General features: G+C 47.5%; 18 protein-coding genes and 1 pseudogene. 15 read left to right on the forward strand and 4 right to left on the reverse strand.

Annotation, left to right across the window (positions count from 1 at the left end):
- Positions 1-27 precede the first annotated feature (27 nt).
- The 5 genes from PSE6802_RS0126020 to PSE6802_RS0126040 all read left to right on the forward strand — a co-directional run bounded on the left by PSE6802_RS0126020 (position 28) and on the right by PSE6802_RS0126040 (position 4,861).
- Entirely contained in the window at positions 28-1,056 is a 1,029-nt protein-coding gene (locus PSE6802_RS0126020; RefSeq protein ID WP_019502950.1) for a ComEA family DNA-binding protein, read from the forward strand.
- A 140-nt stretch (positions 1,057-1,196) separates the two neighbouring features.
- Positions 1,197-2,126, forward strand: coding sequence for an FTR1 family iron permease (locus PSE6802_RS30415; RefSeq protein ID WP_019502951.1), 930 nt, complete (start codon positions 1,197-1,199; stop codon positions 2,124-2,126).
- Positions 2,127-2,266: 140 nt separating this feature from the next.
- Positions 2,267-2,848 (forward strand): retropepsin-like aspartic protease family protein, encoded by a 582-nt coding sequence (locus tag PSE6802_RS0126030; protein ID WP_019502952.1) that lies wholly within the window; start codon positions 2,267-2,269, stop codon positions 2,846-2,848.
- 350 nt (positions 2,849-3,198) lie between these two features.
- Positions 3,199-3,912: a Uma2 family endonuclease gene (locus PSE6802_RS0126035; RefSeq protein ID WP_019502953.1), complete on the forward strand. Its 714-nt coding sequence runs from the start codon at positions 3,199-3,201 to the stop codon at positions 3,910-3,912.
- Between the two features lie 157 nt (positions 3,913-4,069).
- Positions 4,070-4,861 (forward strand): IS5 family transposase, encoded by a 792-nt coding sequence (locus PSE6802_RS0126040; protein WP_019498649.1) that lies wholly within the window; start codon positions 4,070-4,072, stop codon positions 4,859-4,861.
- Between the two features lie 40 nt (positions 4,862-4,901).
- On the opposite strand, the gene PSE6802_RS0126045 is transcribed toward PSE6802_RS0126040, so the two are convergent.
- Positions 4,902-5,435, reverse strand: coding sequence for a hypothetical protein (locus PSE6802_RS0126045; protein WP_019502954.1), 534 nt, complete (start codon positions 5,433-5,435; stop codon positions 4,902-4,904).
- 443 nt (positions 5,436-5,878) lie between these two features.
- Here PSE6802_RS0126045 and PSE6802_RS0126050 point away from each other — a divergent pair, with 443 nt between their 5' ends.
- The gene (locus PSE6802_RS0126050; RefSeq protein ID WP_019502955.1) at positions 5,879-6,181 is read left to right on the forward strand and encodes a DUF2499 domain-containing protein; all 303 of its coding nucleotides are present in this window, start codon (positions 5,879-5,881) and stop codon (positions 6,179-6,181) included.
- Here the strand turns inward: PSE6802_RS0126050 and PSE6802_RS0126055 are convergent.
- Positions 6,178-6,501, reverse strand: a complete 324-nt coding sequence (locus PSE6802_RS0126055; RefSeq protein ID WP_019502956.1) for a hypothetical protein — start codon at positions 6,499-6,501, stop codon at positions 6,178-6,180. The genes PSE6802_RS0126050 and PSE6802_RS0126055 overlap by 4 nt on opposite strands.
- Positions 6,502-6,869: 368 nt before the next feature.
- On the opposite strand from PSE6802_RS0126055, the gene recO reads away from it, so the two are divergent.
- The 4 genes from recO to PSE6802_RS0126075 all read left to right on the forward strand — a co-directional run bounded on the left by recO (position 6,870) and on the right by PSE6802_RS0126075 (position 9,911).
- Positions 6,870-7,655 (forward strand): DNA repair protein RecO, encoded by a 786-nt coding sequence (gene recO / locus PSE6802_RS0126060; protein ID WP_019502957.1) that lies wholly within the window; start codon positions 6,870-6,872, stop codon positions 7,653-7,655.
- Positions 7,652-8,965: an MFS transporter gene (locus PSE6802_RS0126065; protein WP_019502958.1), complete on the forward strand. Its 1,314-nt coding sequence runs from the start codon at positions 7,652-7,654 to the stop codon at positions 8,963-8,965. The genes recO and PSE6802_RS0126065 overlap by 4 nt, the downstream gene beginning before the upstream one ends.
- 272 nt (positions 8,966-9,237) lie before the next feature.
- On the forward strand, positions 9,238-9,651 hold the full coding sequence (rsfS, locus tag PSE6802_RS0126070; protein ID WP_019502959.1) for a ribosome silencing factor: 414 nt from the start codon (positions 9,238-9,240) through the stop codon (positions 9,649-9,651).
- A gap of 29 nt (positions 9,652-9,680) precedes the next feature.
- On the forward strand, positions 9,681-9,911 hold the full coding sequence (locus tag PSE6802_RS0126075; RefSeq protein WP_019502960.1) for a ferredoxin-thioredoxin reductase variable chain: 231 nt from the start codon (positions 9,681-9,683) through the stop codon (positions 9,909-9,911).
- Positions 9,912-9,964: 53 nt separating this feature from the next.
- Here PSE6802_RS0126075 and PSE6802_RS0126080 read toward each other — a convergent pair whose 3' ends face one another.
- Positions 9,965-11,056, reverse strand: coding sequence for an LOG family protein (locus tag PSE6802_RS0126080; protein ID WP_019502961.1), 1,092 nt, complete (start codon positions 11,054-11,056; stop codon positions 9,965-9,967).
- 276 nt (positions 11,057-11,332) lie between these two features.
- Between PSE6802_RS0126080 and PSE6802_RS35585 the strand changes: the two genes are divergently transcribed.
- On the forward strand, positions 11,333-11,464 hold the full coding sequence (locus PSE6802_RS35585) for a hypothetical protein (RefSeq protein ID WP_263970399.1): 132 nt from the start codon (positions 11,333-11,335) through the stop codon (positions 11,462-11,464).
- Positions 11,465-11,820: 356 nt separating this feature from the next.
- Positions 11,821-12,807 (forward strand): SpvB/TcaC N-terminal domain-containing protein, encoded by a 987-nt coding sequence (locus tag PSE6802_RS0126085; protein WP_156815662.1) that lies wholly within the window; start codon positions 11,821-11,823, stop codon positions 12,805-12,807.
- 72 nt (positions 12,808-12,879) lie between these two features.
- Here the strand turns inward: PSE6802_RS0126085 and PSE6802_RS0126090 are convergent, their stop codons facing one another.
- Positions 12,880-14,181, reverse strand: coding sequence for an NF041680 family putative transposase (locus PSE6802_RS0126090; RefSeq protein WP_019498766.1), 1,302 nt, complete (start codon positions 14,179-14,181; stop codon positions 12,880-12,882).
- A 95-nt stretch (positions 14,182-14,276) separates the two neighbouring features.
- Between PSE6802_RS0126090 and PSE6802_RS36045 the strand changes: the two are divergent.
- The 3 genes and pseudogenes from PSE6802_RS36045 to PSE6802_RS30420 form a co-directional block, all read left to right on the forward strand.
- Positions 14,277-14,414 (forward strand): annotated as a pseudogene (locus tag PSE6802_RS36045) (SpvB/TcaC N-terminal domain-containing protein); the annotation flags it as partial.
- 271 nt (positions 14,415-14,685) lie between these two features.
- Complete coding sequence (locus tag PSE6802_RS33935) at positions 14,686-14,838, forward strand: hypothetical protein (protein WP_019502963.1); 153 nt, start codon at positions 14,686-14,688, stop codon at positions 14,836-14,838.
- A gap of 76 nt (positions 14,839-14,914) precedes the next feature.
- A protein-coding gene (locus PSE6802_RS30420; protein ID WP_156815411.1) for an IS5 family transposase occupies positions 14,915-15,753 on the forward strand; the annotation gives its coding sequence in 2 pieces (ribosomal slippage) (positions 14,915-15,263 and positions 15,263-15,753; 840 coding nt in all).
- Positions 15,754-15,929: the final 176 nt, after the last annotated feature.

Here is a 15,929-nt window from a genome sequence, read left to right on the forward strand (position 1 = left end):
GCATTCGTGTAATTTCAGGAGAGGATTATGGTACGCATTTTTCGGTATTTGATGCGCTATTTGGCGATCGCTGTGGCGATCGCTGGTCTGGCAATCGGCTTAAATAACTGTGGAGTCCCGCCTTCGACAAATACAGTTACCTCTCCACCTGTTGCCACTAATCCAGCTACCTCCCCAACTGCACCTACTACCAGTAGTGCTAAAAGCAGCGAACCCAAAATTAACATTAACTCTGCGATTCTGTCGGAGCTTGACAAACTGGAAGCCGAACTTGCGGTTCCAGCCCTATCGCATCAAATTCAAGCGAGCCGCCCCTATGCCAGCATTGAGGAGCTAGTCGGTAAGAAAGTACTGACTCAGCCGCAATTCGATCGCATTAAAAATCGGGTCACAGTTGAGGAAATTGTTCTGACTGGTGAAGCCAAGGATGTAGACTACCTGACCAAGCTGGGCTTGATGAAGGGACACATGCTCGTGGCCGGACAATTGCTCGATCTCAAACTGCCTAAGCAAGCCGAACCTCATTTAGGGCACCCGGTAGAGGAAATTTACGTGGATCTGGCCGAGCAACTGCAAGAGCGCAAAGTAGCTGAGTTTAAAGATGTTTTGACCAGGACTCAAGATTTAGTTAAAACAAAAGCCAACGACCCTCAAGTCAAACCAACCTACGAGCAAGCAATGGCCGCAATCGATCGGGCGATCGCCGCGTTGCCTGCCGACAAACTACAATCTCCTCCGTTCGTGTTGAAGGCAGTGACGGAAATATTAGAGACAGCCGTGGCAGAATATACCGCTGCAATTAGTGGTGGCAAAATCAGCGAAGCGATTGAATATCAGGATTCGCGCGGCTTCGTGGAATATTCTAAAGATACTTTACTCAAGCAGATCGAACCAAAGCTAGAGCCTAAGCTGGCCAGCGACCTCACTGCCAAAATGGATAAATTGTTCAAGGCATGGCCCGAACCAGTTCCTCCAGCTACTCCAGTTGTCAGTGCTGACGAGGTTGCCAATCAAGTAAAAGCGATCGAGCAGACAGTGGCTCCAGCTATAAGCTGATGGGTGCTGGCGAATAAATTCGCCCCTACACAAACAAAGCCTGCCAACCAGTGAGTGCACTTTAGCTGGAGAAAGCGATCGGAAGCTTCTACAGCTAGTTAAAATTAGGGATATTATTATTTGCGAGTACTCAAAGATCGATGGATTTCAGTTCTGCTTTACCCACATTTGTAATTACCCTGCGTGAAGGAGTAGAAGCGGCGATCGTGGTTGGCATCGTGCTTGCCTGTCTCCAAAAAGCACAGCGCGCCTATTTAAATCACTGGGTTTACCTGGGCATTGCAGTGGGAATTTTAGTAAGCGCGCTAATTGGCATGCTATTTAGCTGGATTATCCAGGCGTTGGGAGTATTGAGTCCAGCAGCAGAGCCATTGATGGAGGGGATGTTTAGTCTCGTAGCCGTGTTTTTGTTGAGCTGGATGTTGATCTGGATGACGCAGCAAGCCCGCTTTATGAAAAAGATGGTGGAAGGCGAAGTGGAATCGGCTTTAGATCGGGGTACAAGTGCTGCTTGGGGGGTGTTCGGTCTAGTTTTTATTGCGGTATTGCGAGAGGGCTTTGAGACGGTTGTATTTATTGTTGCTAAATTCAATCAAGGATTGGTGCCAGCCTTAGGTGCGCTGTTAGGTTTAGCAGTGGCGGCTTTCATAGGGATTTTATTGTTCAAATGGGGAGTTCGCCTCAATCTGCGCCGATTTTTTACGATCGTCGGAGTTCTATTATTGCTTCTGGTGGCTGGACTGGTTGTGACGGCATTGGGGCATTTTGACACTGTTGCCCAAACACTCGCCAGTCAAAATCGAGCTTCGCAATCAATTTGTTTCTACTACGAACGGTTTGTCAAACATCCATCTTGTATTTTGGGGCCGGATGTTTGGAATCTGTCAAAAGTACTGCCAGACGATCGCTTTCCTGGAGTAGTGCTAAGGGCTTTATTCGGTTACACGGATCGGCTCTACCAGGTGCAGGCGATCGCATATCTGTCATTCCTCATCGTCATTGGTGGAGTTTATTTTCAAAGCCTTTTCGGTTGGCAGCAGTTAACCAAGAAACACTCCAATGAAAGCTAGCGGTTGATATCTTCTGATTGCAGGGGGGTAAGCTTATAATGAAGCTTAACTGAAGACGCAGAGCTACCAACTATTAGGGTACCCTGTGTTTCCTAGGGGCTATCCTTAATCTCGGTAGATTTTACCCAAATTATCAAGCTATGCACAAGTTTCAGGTGACCTTGGCCGCGATCGGTATTTCCCTCTTGCAACCCTTGTTGCAACCGCATATCCCTCAGGCGCTCGCCCAGGCTGAAGCCTGTTATATGGTCGATGCCAAAGGTCGAGTAGTAGACCTTGCTGGTATTTGCGGTAACAGTACGCGACCGTCCATCCAATCTGCACCAACTCAAACGCGCAACTCAAATGGGGTATTTCAAACCAGAATTAAACGGCGGCAGCGCGGCATCCCGGTCATTGATGTCGTGTTTAATGGCAGGAACGGCGCGCAGGTCTACGAGATGATCGTTGATACGGGTGCTAGCGGTACGGCAATTACGCTGCCTATGGCGCAGGCTCTGGGCATTAAGCTCGTTGGGGTAGCCCGAATCAACACCGCCAGCCAGGAAGGAGTGAAGATGCCATTGGGTTATGTGAACCGAATTGAGGTGAATGGGGCAACAGCCGATAATGTATTGGTGACGATTTTGCCCGTTTCCGATATTGGTTTGTTAGGGCATGATTTCTTTGGACAGTATGAAGTAACCGTCAAGCGCGACGTGGTTGAGTTTCGCTTACCTTAAATAGCCTGCATTATTCATGAGGTGAGGCAGGAGTTTCTAGTTTTAGCAAATTTAGGAAAGAAGTGATAGTAGAGAAGAAGAGAAGAACATAAAAGGAGTATAAGCTGGCTCAAAAAGGCTAAGCATGCCACAATAGCCTGTAACATAGACACACGAATCCTATGCCAGGTTGGAATTATCGAAATTTGAACGCCCGAGCCTGGGGTAATCGCTGTGTAATCTGACGCAGTGCCTCGGCAAGCGGTTGCGGGCATCGTAGCGATTTTGCGTCACGCGATTCAGTGCATCCGTCGATGCCTCAGTTTCTATGCTAAGTTAAACTTAGACTGTAAGAGTCTTGGAGTAACAGTATGACGGTTTCTAGTCAACCCAAGCTAAACCCTACAATAGAATACCTGGAAGAGAACTTTGAGCCAATGCCGGAAGGCGATAAACAAAGACGTAATCTTAGCTATACAACTGAAGCCCTCAGAGTTTGGTTTGAGCCACAAGAGAATGTCTATGTTTCTGGCAATTTGTTTATCTATTATGAGAAAGACAATCCTGACAAAAAGGTGGCGCCAGATACGTTTGTAGTGTTTGGTAGTAATAAGTCAGATCGCACTAGTTACAAGCTATGGCTAGAAAACAATAAAGTACCTGATTTTGTTTTAGAAATAACTTCTAAAGGGACAGTCATCAAAGACCGTGACGATAACCCATTGCTCTATCGTACTTTAGGAGTGAAAGAATACTTTCAGTATGACCCGACGGGAGAGTATTTGAAACCAACTTCGTTGCAAGGAGTGCGATTGGAGCAAGGGAAGTATGTAGAGATTGCATCTCGAATTTTGTCTGATGGAGTTTTGTCACTGCATAGCGAGACGTTGGGATTAGATCTGCACTTATATCCAGATCGGCGGTTTCGTTTTTATGACACAAAGTCCAATCAGATTTTGCGATCGCATGGGGAAGCAGAACGAGATCGCTCGCTCGAACGACAAGCTAGACTGCAGGCGGAAGCAAAAGCTCAAAGGTTAGCAGAACGTCTAAAAGCGCTTGGGATTAATCCTGATGAGATTTAGAGCGATCGCATTGAGAAACATCTATTGAGCGATCGCTGCGATGATATCCCTGAGTAAATGGGCGATCGTCATTAGTATCTAAGAAGCCATTTAGGAAGTAAAAGGCGCACCAAAAGCAGGTATAAATACTGATGAAGTCTAGTATAAACCTGAAGAGATGCGCCGATCCTATAATACCGATTTATCCAACCAAGAATGGGAAATTATCGCACCCATGCTACCCAAACCATCAAAATGGGGTAGGCCACCCAAAACAAATATGCGAGAGTTACTGAATGCCATTTTCTATATACTCAAAAATGGTTGTACATGGCAGAATCTACCCCATGACTTTCCGCCTTACTCAACGGTCTATTTCTACTGGCAAAGGTGGGAAAGAACTGGGCTACTGGAGGAGATTAATCGCAAATTGAGCCAACAATTTAGGGAAAAGGTTAGTAAAGAGGCGACCCCAAGCTTGGTGAGTATCGATAGCCAGAGTGTGAAGACAACAGAAAGTGCGGGCAGTCGAGGTTTTGATGGCGGTAAGCAAATCAAGGGCAGAAAACGCTTCGCTATGGTTGACACCTTGGGCTTAGTTGTAAAGGTGTTGGTGTGTGCAGCTAACATCGGTGAAAGAGCAGGAGCTAAGCAGTTGTTACAGAATCTCACATCTCCATTACCACGATTAGAGAAAATTCTGGTTGATGCTGGATTCTCTGGTGATGAAATCACACAATGGGTCAACGACAACTTCGGATGGCTTTGGGAAGTTAGCAAACGGGCAGACAATCAGAAAGGTTTTGTAGTGGAGTCAAAGCGTTGGGTGGTAGAGCGAACCTTTGCTTGGTTAGGTAATTGTCGTAGACTAAGCAAGGATTATGAATTTTATGAGCAAATGTCTGAATCGTTTATTTACTTGGCTTTAATCCGCAAAATGCTAAGAAATCTGGCAACTGCGACTTCCTAAATGGGTTCTAAGTATAAGCTTCATCATTTTGAATTTCAATCTAACTTTTTCTACTCAATACCATTTCTTCCCTCTGTGCAATGCAATCTTGCAGATTGGAATATAAATCTGCTAGCATTTGAGAGATATCTTGTTTTTTGCAAAGTAGTGATACGCTGATTGCTCCAGTATCCTTTGGTTGATAGTTATCCATTAAGATAAATTCAGGCATATTCACTATAACGCCGTATACTTGAGGATCTGCAATTGGTCCTTCGATCTCTAATGATACTTCTGCCATTGGTCCAAAAAATACAATGGCATCAGTGCTAATATCTTGTGTTTCAAAATCACTGCAAAATTGTTGAAAATCATCTATTGGGTTCCAATTTTGATAAATTTTAAGGGTGGACTCACTATACTCCCTCAAGTCTCCATTCCTTAAGACGATCGTGTCTTGCGAATCAATAATCTTTACAAGAAAAATTAGAGATGTATCTTCAGCAACATAAAAACTAGCTTCAAAGGACAAATGTTTGTCTGGAGCGTATAAGCTTCGATTGCAATCTGCGATCCGATGAACTCTCCCTTTCATATTTTCTATTCCTACTTACATTGCTTTAAGCTTGCGAAAGTCAAATAGCTCGTCGCCAATTAAAGTCACAAAATGGCGGGAAACAATGACTGAAAAACAATTGCACGTTAGAGTTTCTGAGGAAGAAATGAATGTCATTAAAATAAGGCAACGACCAAGCCTGTAGGGTTAGCGTCCCCGTGCCTACCCCAGAATTTCGGGGCGATTCCTGTCAGGATGCGTGCCGCCGCAAGGGATTACACCCCCCACGAGATCTGTATAATTATCTTCAAGTAAATTCCCGCGCCCTATGCCCTACAACAATTTGTGCAAAATTCTGTTCGAGGAATATCCCGATCGCTTTACCACCTGGCTATTAGGTGAAAAATATTAAAGATGTAACAGCATGTGCCAAGATTATGGCAGGTCTGAGATACAAAAAGATACTGAATTGAAGGTTATTAATGAATGCACTTTCTCTTCCCACCTGGATTATCCACATCTCTAGCGTGCTGGAATGGACGCTAGCAATCTGGCTGATCTGGATCTATGCCAAGCTCAGCCAGAACTTGGCATGGCGCGGCCTGGCGATCGCCATGTTTCCTGCTTTAGTCAGTGCTATGTGTGCCTGTACCTGGCACTTTTTTGACAATGCCATTTCTTTGGGATGGCTGGTGACCGTCCAGGCTACCACGACCTTACTAGGAAATGTCGCGATGGCGATCGCTGCCTACTTCATCTGGAAGCAAGCGCAGGTTTCGACCTAGAAACTATTCCTTAGGCGCACCACTAAATTCTCGACGGTGGCATTGTCGGGGCCTGCTACCGCAAAAAAGACGATTCTATTATCTGTAACGCAGCGAATAATGGCGCTGTAGCGACCTTTGACCCCAAAGGCACCGGTACGCAAAAATTCAAAATTTTCGGTGAATCCGGCTCGCTTCATGGTAGCGCCAGCATTGTCAATGCAACGCGCCTGAGTCATATTCGTATCCTTAATGTGATTAAAAATAATGGGATACTGGGCGGAAGCTGCTGCTGGGAATAAAACTACACCTAGTAGGGGGATTAGTTTGAGAAATTTCATTTTTAGTTCTCTGGGACATATAAACAAAATATAGCAATCACAAATGATTTGTGAAAAAGGGGCCGTGGCAGTGGTTCTACCCCTGCACCCCGTTCATAAATGATTTAGCATCGCTATATATAATTTTGACTCAAGAAAATAACCTTGAGTTTCGCATTTATATGCGATCGGCTGTGATTATTTAGACGCGATCCCGCGATCGCGATCGCTGCTTTTTATTGATATAGCTATAGTCAACTAGGCTTAGGACGGGGTGCAGGGGTGAAACCCCTGCGTGGGGGCGCAGCCCCCACACCCCCTGTCCTAACAGATCTGTCTATGGCTATACATAACACTCCTATTCGCGATGCAACTAGAATAAAGGGCATATGGCGAAAACCTATCGAGCTACTGGTATTAACCTCAAGAGCATGGCTCTGGGCGAACACGATCGCCTCCTGACAATTTTGACCAAGGAGTGCGGTCTGGTCAAAGCTGTGGCAGCAGGGGCGCGGAAACACCGCTCTAGCATGGCGGGAAGGTCGGGGCTATTTGTAGTGAACGATTTATTAATCGCTTCGGGGCGAAGCATAGATCGCGTAACTCAAGCGGAAACCATCCAGTCCTTTGTGGGTTTGGGGCAAAATCTGGCTAAGCTCACCGCCGCTCAGTACCTGGCAGAACTTGCACTCTTTCAAGCCCTGGTTGCTCATCCTCAAGAAGAATTATTTCTCCTCCTCACCGAACACTTATTGCGGTTGCAGCAGGTGAATGGCGTGAAGCATATTCTGGCGTGTTTGAATCATGGCACTTACCATCTTTTGGCGATCGCCGGCGTAGCTCCACAAGTACACAGTTGTTGCCTGAGCCAACAACCAATTGCCCTGATGCCAGAGTATTCTAAATGGCAGGCTGGATTTAGTATTGCAGGTGGTGGCGTAGTTGACCTCCAGACAAAACCCGATCTCGGCGATGCTAAAATCAGTCATTTCCTCACTGCCACAGAACTATTAGCACTGCAAGAGTTAGCCCAAATGGATTTATCCGAAGATATTTTTAGTATTCATGTCAGTGCCTGGTTGACAGTTGAACGTTTATTACGTGCCTATGCCCAGTATCATTTTGATAGGCCGATCCAATCCGCTGCCCTGATTGATAGCTGCTTTAACCTATGACTCATCTGTTCGACCCACCCACCGTTCCCCCCACTACAGGGTCACCAGAACCTACGACCGAACCTTCAAAGTCGGTATTAACTAACCCTAACTTCCTATCCCTGTGGAGCGGTCAAGTTTTTTCACAGATTGCCGATAAGATATTTCTTGTTTTAGCGATCGCGATTGTTTCGACACGATTCCAGCAGGAGGGCGAGCCAATTAGCGGCTGGGTTTCGGCAGTGATGGTGGCATTTACGATTCCAGCGATTCTTTTTGGTTCGATTGCTGGGGTTTATATCGATCGCTGGTCTAAGAAGTTAGTTCTGGTGGCATCGAATCTATTACGCGGCGTATTAGTGCTGTCGATCTCGCCTTTGCTATGGCTGACTAAGGATTTTGCACCTGTGGGCGGCTCCTCCGTTAGTTTTTGGAGCCTTCTAATCGTCACGTTTCTCGTCTCTACGTTCACGCAATTCTTTACACCAGCGGAACAATCAGCTATCACCCTGGTGGTCGAACGGCCTAAGCTGCTCTCCGCAAATTCGATCTACACGACCACGATTATGGGAGCGCTAATTTTGGGCTTTGCTTTGGGCGAGCCACTGTTAGCCTTTGCCAATCACTTAATTCCAAAAGTCGGACAAGAAGTAGTAGTTGGAGGCAGCTATTTATTAGCAGGCTTTATCCTACTACTACTCAAAACCGGCGAATCAGCCGAAACGTTTAACAAGCAAGATATCCACATCTGGACCGATATTAAAGAAGGCTTGCAGTACTTGGGCGAGAATCGCGCTGCCAAGGCAGCTTTGCTACAGCTCGTTTGTACTTTTTCCGTAATTGCCGCACTCACGGTTTTGGCGGTGCGTCTAGCCGAAGTCATACCCGAAATTAAAGCCGAGCAATTTGGCTTTCTACTAGCCGATGCCAGTGTTGGCATGGCAATAGGAGCAGCAGTCGTAGGCAGGTTTGGGCATTACATGAGTCGGCAGCGGTTTGCTTTAGTCGGCTCGATTGGTATGGCAGTATTCCTGGTGGTGTTAGCCTTTTTTAACGCGCGATTCTTTCCCGCTCTGGGGGCGATCGCCGGCATCGGGCTATTTGCAGGTCTTTGCGTTATCCCCATGCAAACAGTGATCCAGGAAGAAACCCCCGAGGAAGTACGCGGTAAGGTATTTGGCTTGCAAAACAATGCTGTGAATATCGCCCTGAGCTTACCGCTAGCATTAGCTGGCATTGCGGAGTCCTATTGGGGCTTAGAGACTGTAATTTTAATCTTGAGCGCCCTTGCGCTTGTGAGTGGCATTTTTACCTGGCGGATTTCGCGTTAGCTGGCGTGGTGGTGAAGATCGCCCTCAAAATAGTCAGGCGATCTTCATCCCGCAAACAGCGTTACAAACTGGGCAACCAAATAGTTGTTGCAATTCTTAGTTATTTACCCCCTATACAATTTTCTACAATATAGTTATAGCCGTATGCAGATCTGTTAGAACAGGGGGAGTGGGCGCTGTGCCCCCACGCAGGGGTAGAACCCTTGCACTCGGTTCTAAGCCTATTGAATACAGCTATATCACCATATACGGAGCTATTAATACAGGCATCTATGGCAACAAACCAAATCAGTGTATTTTCCGAGCAAGACTGGCAGCTAAATCCCCAACGAGATGACATATACCAAATGTCGCTAACAGCAGCAATGGCAGCGGAGGATCGCAAAGCGGAGGATATCCTGATTCTGGCGGTAGGTGAGGTGTCGGTACTGGCTGACTATTTTGCGATCGCGACGGGATTCTCGAAGGCGCAAGTAAGAGCGATCGCCAATGCCGTGCGCGACAAAATTGCCGAACGCTTCCAGCGCGAGCCGATACATTCCAGCGGTGAAAGCGATGCTAGCTGGATAGTACTGGACTATGGCGATCTGATCGTGCATATTATGATGCCCAAAGAAAGAGAATTTTATGGTCTAGAAGCTTTCTGGGGACACGCACCAAGGTTTATGCTATCTAAGGCATCTTAATTTGCAGATAGTATAAATTTAGGAGAATTATGAAAGTTGGCGATCGCGTCCGCGTTGTCGAGTCGGTAGTGGTCTATCACCATCCCGATCGAGCGAAACAGGCCTTCGATCTTAAAGGTAGTGAAGGAGAAATTGTCGAGATTTTGTCAGATTGGCACGGCAGACCTATCAGCCCCAACTACCCCATCTTGATCGAATTTCAAGGCAGTAAAAAAAGATTCAAGACGCACCTGAGCGATCGCGAACTAGAAGTCGTTTAGGTAATTTCCACAAGGAAATCTACCCTCAAATAACCAGGGCGATCGCGCCCAACCTAGCGCAACTGCGTGAGCGGGCAAGATAGCAAAAGCTCTTCTTCGTCAGCTCCCACCCGGTTAATTTCAGCGATTAACTCGTTGAGGCGACCGTAACTTATCTGGTTAAAGTACATGATCAAGCGCGGCAAATGCAAAATGTGCTCGTCCTGCTTTTCTGCCTCTAAAGCATTGCTGCGTTCGATCTTGCCGGACACCAAAATATCGCTGAAATTTTGATTGAGACGATCCAGATGGGAGTCAGAGATATTGCAGTTCAGCCTGATCGCAAACAAGTTCCCAACCCAGCGACTAGAGTGGTAAATGCTGTAGAAGTTGCCGATCGCTTCGCAGGCAGCCCCCACATCATCCACAATTGTATAAAGACTGCGGTCTTCTTCACTGATCAAGCGGCGCTCTAGCAAATGCTTCCGCATATATTCATCCCACTGCAACCAGTAGTCGCCGCCTGGTTTATCTACCAACACCAGTGCTTTGGGGGTCGATTTCCCCGTTTGGCAAAGCGTCAGGCACTCAAAAAACTCGTCCTGCGTACCAAAGCCGCCCGGAAATAGAGCGATCGCATCGCTCTCGCGCAAGAAGAACAACTTGCGCGTAAAAAAGTACTTAAACTGAATCAGCCGCGCGTCATCCTGCAAGTGTGCGTTTGTGGTTTGTTCGAACGGCAGATCGATATTTAAGCCAAAAGAATGAGCCTGCCCCGCCCCCTCATTACCCGCTGCCATAATGCCGCCACCCGCACCAGTGAGCACCATAAAACCCTTGGCGGTAATGCAACGGGCAAAATTCACAGCCTGGATATATTCCGGCTCGCTCGGTGGCGTGCGGGCAGAGCCAAAGATGCTGACTTTGCGGGTGTAGCGATAGGGATGAAAAGCTGCGATCGCCTTACGCATATCCTGGAGCGAACCAACGATCACTTTCCAATCCAACTTCTCGGTTTGCGTCTGACTAATTTGCAAAATCGAGGCAAGCGCCTGAGCTACGATCTCGCCATGTTCTACATCCTGGATGCGATCTAAAAGGCTATTTAGCTCTGCTCGGAGGCTAGCAGTATTTTTGGGATCTTTAAAACCATTTCCATTCGTCATACAGCACATTGTAGCGAATCCCCGCTAAATCATCTAAGTTGCCGCGAAAAAAAATGCCCCCACCGTAGTGAGAGCGCACCGAACTAAAAGACCCTCATATGGGCGATCGCTATCTTTCTTGGGTTATGGTGCGATCGCTCATCAGGTTTTACAAAAAGCTACCGCGACGAATGTAGATTTGTTAAGAATGATTCCCCAATTACAAGCTTGATGGCGACATTTAAATCTAAAGTCCGAAAATTTAGTCTTATTTTCCTCACAAATTCCTCAAAATTTATGTCTACTATACGATATCAATATCAATATCGATATCAGTATTTTAATCTGCTAGATCGCATCCCTATCAGAATCGTCAGAATTGCCGCGATCGTCGGTCGGGATATCGATCCTATAGCGTTTTTCAATTGAGAACAGGTTTTATTGACGGGGTGAAGGGGTGGAACCCCTTCTTGGGGGCGTTGCCCCCAAACCCCCTTCTCGTTTTCATCTGAAAACCGCTATAGCTCCGGATTGTTCAGAAGCTAGCCTGGATTATTCACCAACCCATGAAACCCTGACAGCAGTTGTACTCCCAAAAATGGACTGTATTCCGAGTAAATTGCTGGATTGTTTCCCCAGTGAGGCTTTTGAAGATTTTTGGCGGATCGTATATGAATAACCCAGTCTAGGCAGTTGGCCTGAAATTTACTCATACGATCGTTTTCAGGTAACAGCTATTGCCCTCTTTTGGTGTAATGACTCCCTATCTAACACGAGGCAAACCAATGGTTAATGCTCGAAGTAAAGAAAGCGTTAGTGAATCAGCCGAGTCCGATAAAAGCTATTTTTCTGCTCCTCCTGCCGTGTCGCTGCCTAAAGGTGGAGGGGCAATCAAGGGGATGGGCGAGAAGTTTGCTGCCAATCCTGTGACAGGTACGGGTTCGATGACAGTACCCCTTGCCACCAGCCCCGGTCGCTCAGGCTTTGGACCGCAGTTGTCGCTGTCCTACGACTCTGGGGCAGGCAATGGCATCTTTGGGTTTGGCTGGAGTCTGTCACTGCCGTCGATTACTCGAAAGACGGATAAGGGGCTGCCTCGCTATGACGATGCCACCGAATCCGATGTCTTTATCCTGTCGGGTGCGGAAGATCTGGTACCTGTCTTGGTTCAGAATGCTCAGGGGGAGTGGGTACCCGAAAGTCTTTCCAACCGAACCTTTGATGGCAAGACCTATGCCATCAAACGCTATCGACCCCGTATTGAGGGGCTGTTTGCCCGCATCGAACGGTGGACTAACGTCGCTGATGCTAGCGATGTGCATTGGTGCTCTATCTCCAAAGACAATATCCTTACGCTCTACGGTAAGGATGGGAACTCCCGCATTTTCGATCCAGAAGATCCGCAACGCATTTTTAGCTGGTCGATCTGCGAGACTCGCGACGATAAGGGCAATGCTGTTCTCTACAACTACAAATCAGAGGACGGGGTGGGTGTGGATCTGAGTTTCGCCCGAGAGCGCAACCGGGGCGATCGCGTTGACCCACGCCGTACTGCCAACCGCTACCTCAAGCACATCTACTACGGCAACCGCACACCTTTGCTGGATGCCACCGGACACCGCCCCCGTTTCCTGACCCAGGCTGAAATCAACAGGGCTGGCTGGATGTTTGAGGTGGTGTTCGACTATGGCGAGCACGATGCTAACGTACCAACTCCGGTCGATTCAGGGGATTGGGACTATCGCAACGATCCCTTTTCAACTGGAGTTTAGACTAAAAGGCAACAAGAAGCATCTCGCTAGATAGAAACTAGCGAGAGAGAGGATAAAAGGGAAGAAGTTGAGCTAAGCAGTTGCAGCGGAAGCTTTTTTGAGGGGCTTGGCATAGCGTTTTTTGACAGTAGGATAACGAATCCGTTGGGTTCGTTTTTTCCCAAGAGGCCAACCTGGAGACTTACCGCGAGGTTTAGGGTCAGGGGAAGGAGAGCCAATCCTGACCAAAACTAAAGCAAAAGCATTTGCAACTCGACCAGGAGACAATTTAGTCATCGGTTTCTGCCAAGGCAGAGGAGAGTCTTGGACAAGTTCACGAGCGAGCCACAATTGCCAAGTAAGTAAAGGCATCAAGTCCGACCAAGTCTCCATCTGAGCAGGGGTAGAAAGCTGAGGGATTGTCCAATGGAGACGTTGACGCACCAAGCGATACCAATGCTCAATGGCAAATCTGCGCAGATATTTTTGCCATACCTCACTCAAGATTGGCTCGTCTTTAGCGACCCAAATCAACCACAGGGGTTTCGATTCAGGCATATCAAGACGTTCGACCAGAATGAGTGTAAAGGGATGGTCTGCGGCTTGCTTTAAGTGCAGGTTTGGCCATCGACGAATTTGCAATCGTCCCAGTTTAGGCTCTGCAATTGTGATGTCTGCTTGGGGAATAGACCAAGTGTCAGAGTCTTTGAGGCTAAATTTCTCTCCATGCTTATGGGGTCGCCCATGCCCCTCGTAATCCTTTGGGGCATGATACAGAACCCGGTTGGGGCGTAGCCTGAGCAGCTTGATACACGGGATGTCTGCTGTTTGCTGCAAAAATGGTGCGCACCCATACTCGCCATCCCCCAGGAAAAGCACAGTCCCAGGAATTTCCGCACAAACCAAGCGTAACTGACTAGCGGCTTTCTGAATCGGGTTCTCGAAACTGGTGATCCGCTCATGCCGCAACGGTAAGGCAAAACTCCCTTCTGACTCTGGAATCCAGGCAATTGTGCTGTATCCTTGCCCCACCGTAACAGGTTTGCTTCCTACTCCCGGTTGAGGTTGATGTTCGTAGGTGCGTTCTTGTAATGTCACCGCATAGGGACGCGACCAGGCTGTATGGTCGCCCGCCAATATCGTCACCTCTGCTGCCGGCATTTGCTGTATGTATTGCTTCATCAAGTCTTCACGTGGAGGATGACTATCTTGCAGTGCTTCATAGATACTCGACCACTCCCTCCGAAATAATGGGCTTAACGAAAGTTCCACAAACGATGAAACACTCCGACTCGTCAGTACCGCATCCATCAAGTCGAACAGCGCATCTCTCCCGTTCCCTATAATTTCGTACGTGTACTTGCGAAATTGCTCAAGTTTATCCAAACTAATCATGATGAAGCTGTTGATTTTATAGTCTTTTCAGCTTCCATCATCAAGCGGTCAGTCTGCAATGGCTGGCTGCTTTTTACCACTTTTTAGTCTAAACTCCAGTTTCAAGCTACCGTGCGGGGTTTGAGGTACGCACCACGCGCCTGTGCCAACGGGTGTTAATGTTCCACCACATTCCGGATCTGCCGGATGGCACTGAGGGCTATGAAGGGTTGGTGCGATCGACTGATTTCACACGACTTGGAAGGTTATTTTGAAAACCTTACCAAATAAGGGTCTCAGAGGATGAGCACTTTAGCCTTTTCAACGAGGATACTGGGTTTCAGCCCTGTAACTGAGTGCTAACCTTCCAAGTCGTGTGCTCAACTACTGGAGTTGGCTCATGGCTTGTTTGCCAACGGACGTTCTATAGCTCAGGTATTGGAGGTGCTTATGCCTGCTTAGATTCATCTGACATTCTGTCCTCGGCTTGAATAACCTTCCAAGTCGTGTTTAGGTAGACGCAAAGTGACGAACCGAGAGGGTCGCTACGAAATCACCTACACTCGCGCTCAATTCTGTCGCGCAGATAAGGACAGTGCTGATTTAATCGTGCGAGTTTATGGCGGTACGGGTGACGCGTTGCTTGCTCAATCCGATATTAGACCTCTTGCAGATTAGGTTGAGGTTGAGTTGCCAAAGAACCCCAAGATAGGAAAATATCAGGACATAGCAATAACGAAAAAGCGTCCTGATGATGAACTATATAATAGCGCAAACCCTACCTGCTGCACACTTTAAGCGTCGATTTGGTATCGAGACTAATACGTTCAAAGCAATTGTGAAAGTGCTTAAACCAGAGTGGCGAGCAACGCCAACACCTGGAGCCAAGCCTAAACTCGGACTAGAAGACCGCATATTGGTTGCCTTCGAGTATTGGCGGGAATATCGCACCTACTTTCACATCGCCACTAGTTGGGGCATCAGCGAGTCTACAGTTTGTCGAATAGTGCATTGGGTAGAGGAGACTTTAATCCGCTCACGTCGCTTTCGACTACCTGGGAAGCGCCAGTTGGTGCGGGGCTTTGGGATACCTACAGTCGCGACGTTGATGTGACTGAAACTCGCATTGAGCGTCCTAAGCGGCACCAACGTGCCTTTTATAGCGGCAAACAGAAAGGGCACACGCTCAAATGTCAACTCATAATTGACGCTCTTACTGGGCAGATTATCTGTACGTTTTTCGGCAAGGGGCGACGGCATGATTTCAAGCTGTTCAAAGCTTCTGGCATCCATTTCCATCCTCAAACCGAGAGTTTGCAGGACAAGGGTTATCAAGGCATCCAGAAACTGCATCTCTACTGCCGCTTACCCCACAAGAAACCGAAAGGTGGTCAGCTTACGCCTGAGCAGAAAGCGTTCAACCGCCAACTTGCGCGCCAACGGGTTGGCATTGAGCATGTTAATCGCCGCTTGAAGATCTTCCGCATCTTATCTGGACGCTATCGCAATCGTCGTCACCGCTTTGGTTTGCGTTGCAATCTAATTGCTGGTCTCTACAATTTTGAACGCTCTCAAGGCTCCTCAGTTGGCTAATTTGCAAGAGGTCTAATGACTACACTCGTTTCTGAGAAATTCTTGGCATTGCTGATTTGTCACCGAAAAAATCAAAGTCAAATCAACGTACTAAAGCAAATCCCGCTCACCTTGTGACAGCAGTTAGGCGAAGCCGAGGCAACAGAGCATCGTTTTGAGTAGCTTATAGTCAAAAG

It is taken from the genome of Pseudanabaena sp. PCC 6802 (genome assembly GCF_000332175.1).
Lineage (GTDB): Bacteria > Cyanobacteriota > Cyanobacteriia > Pseudanabaenales > Pseudanabaenaceae > PCC-6802.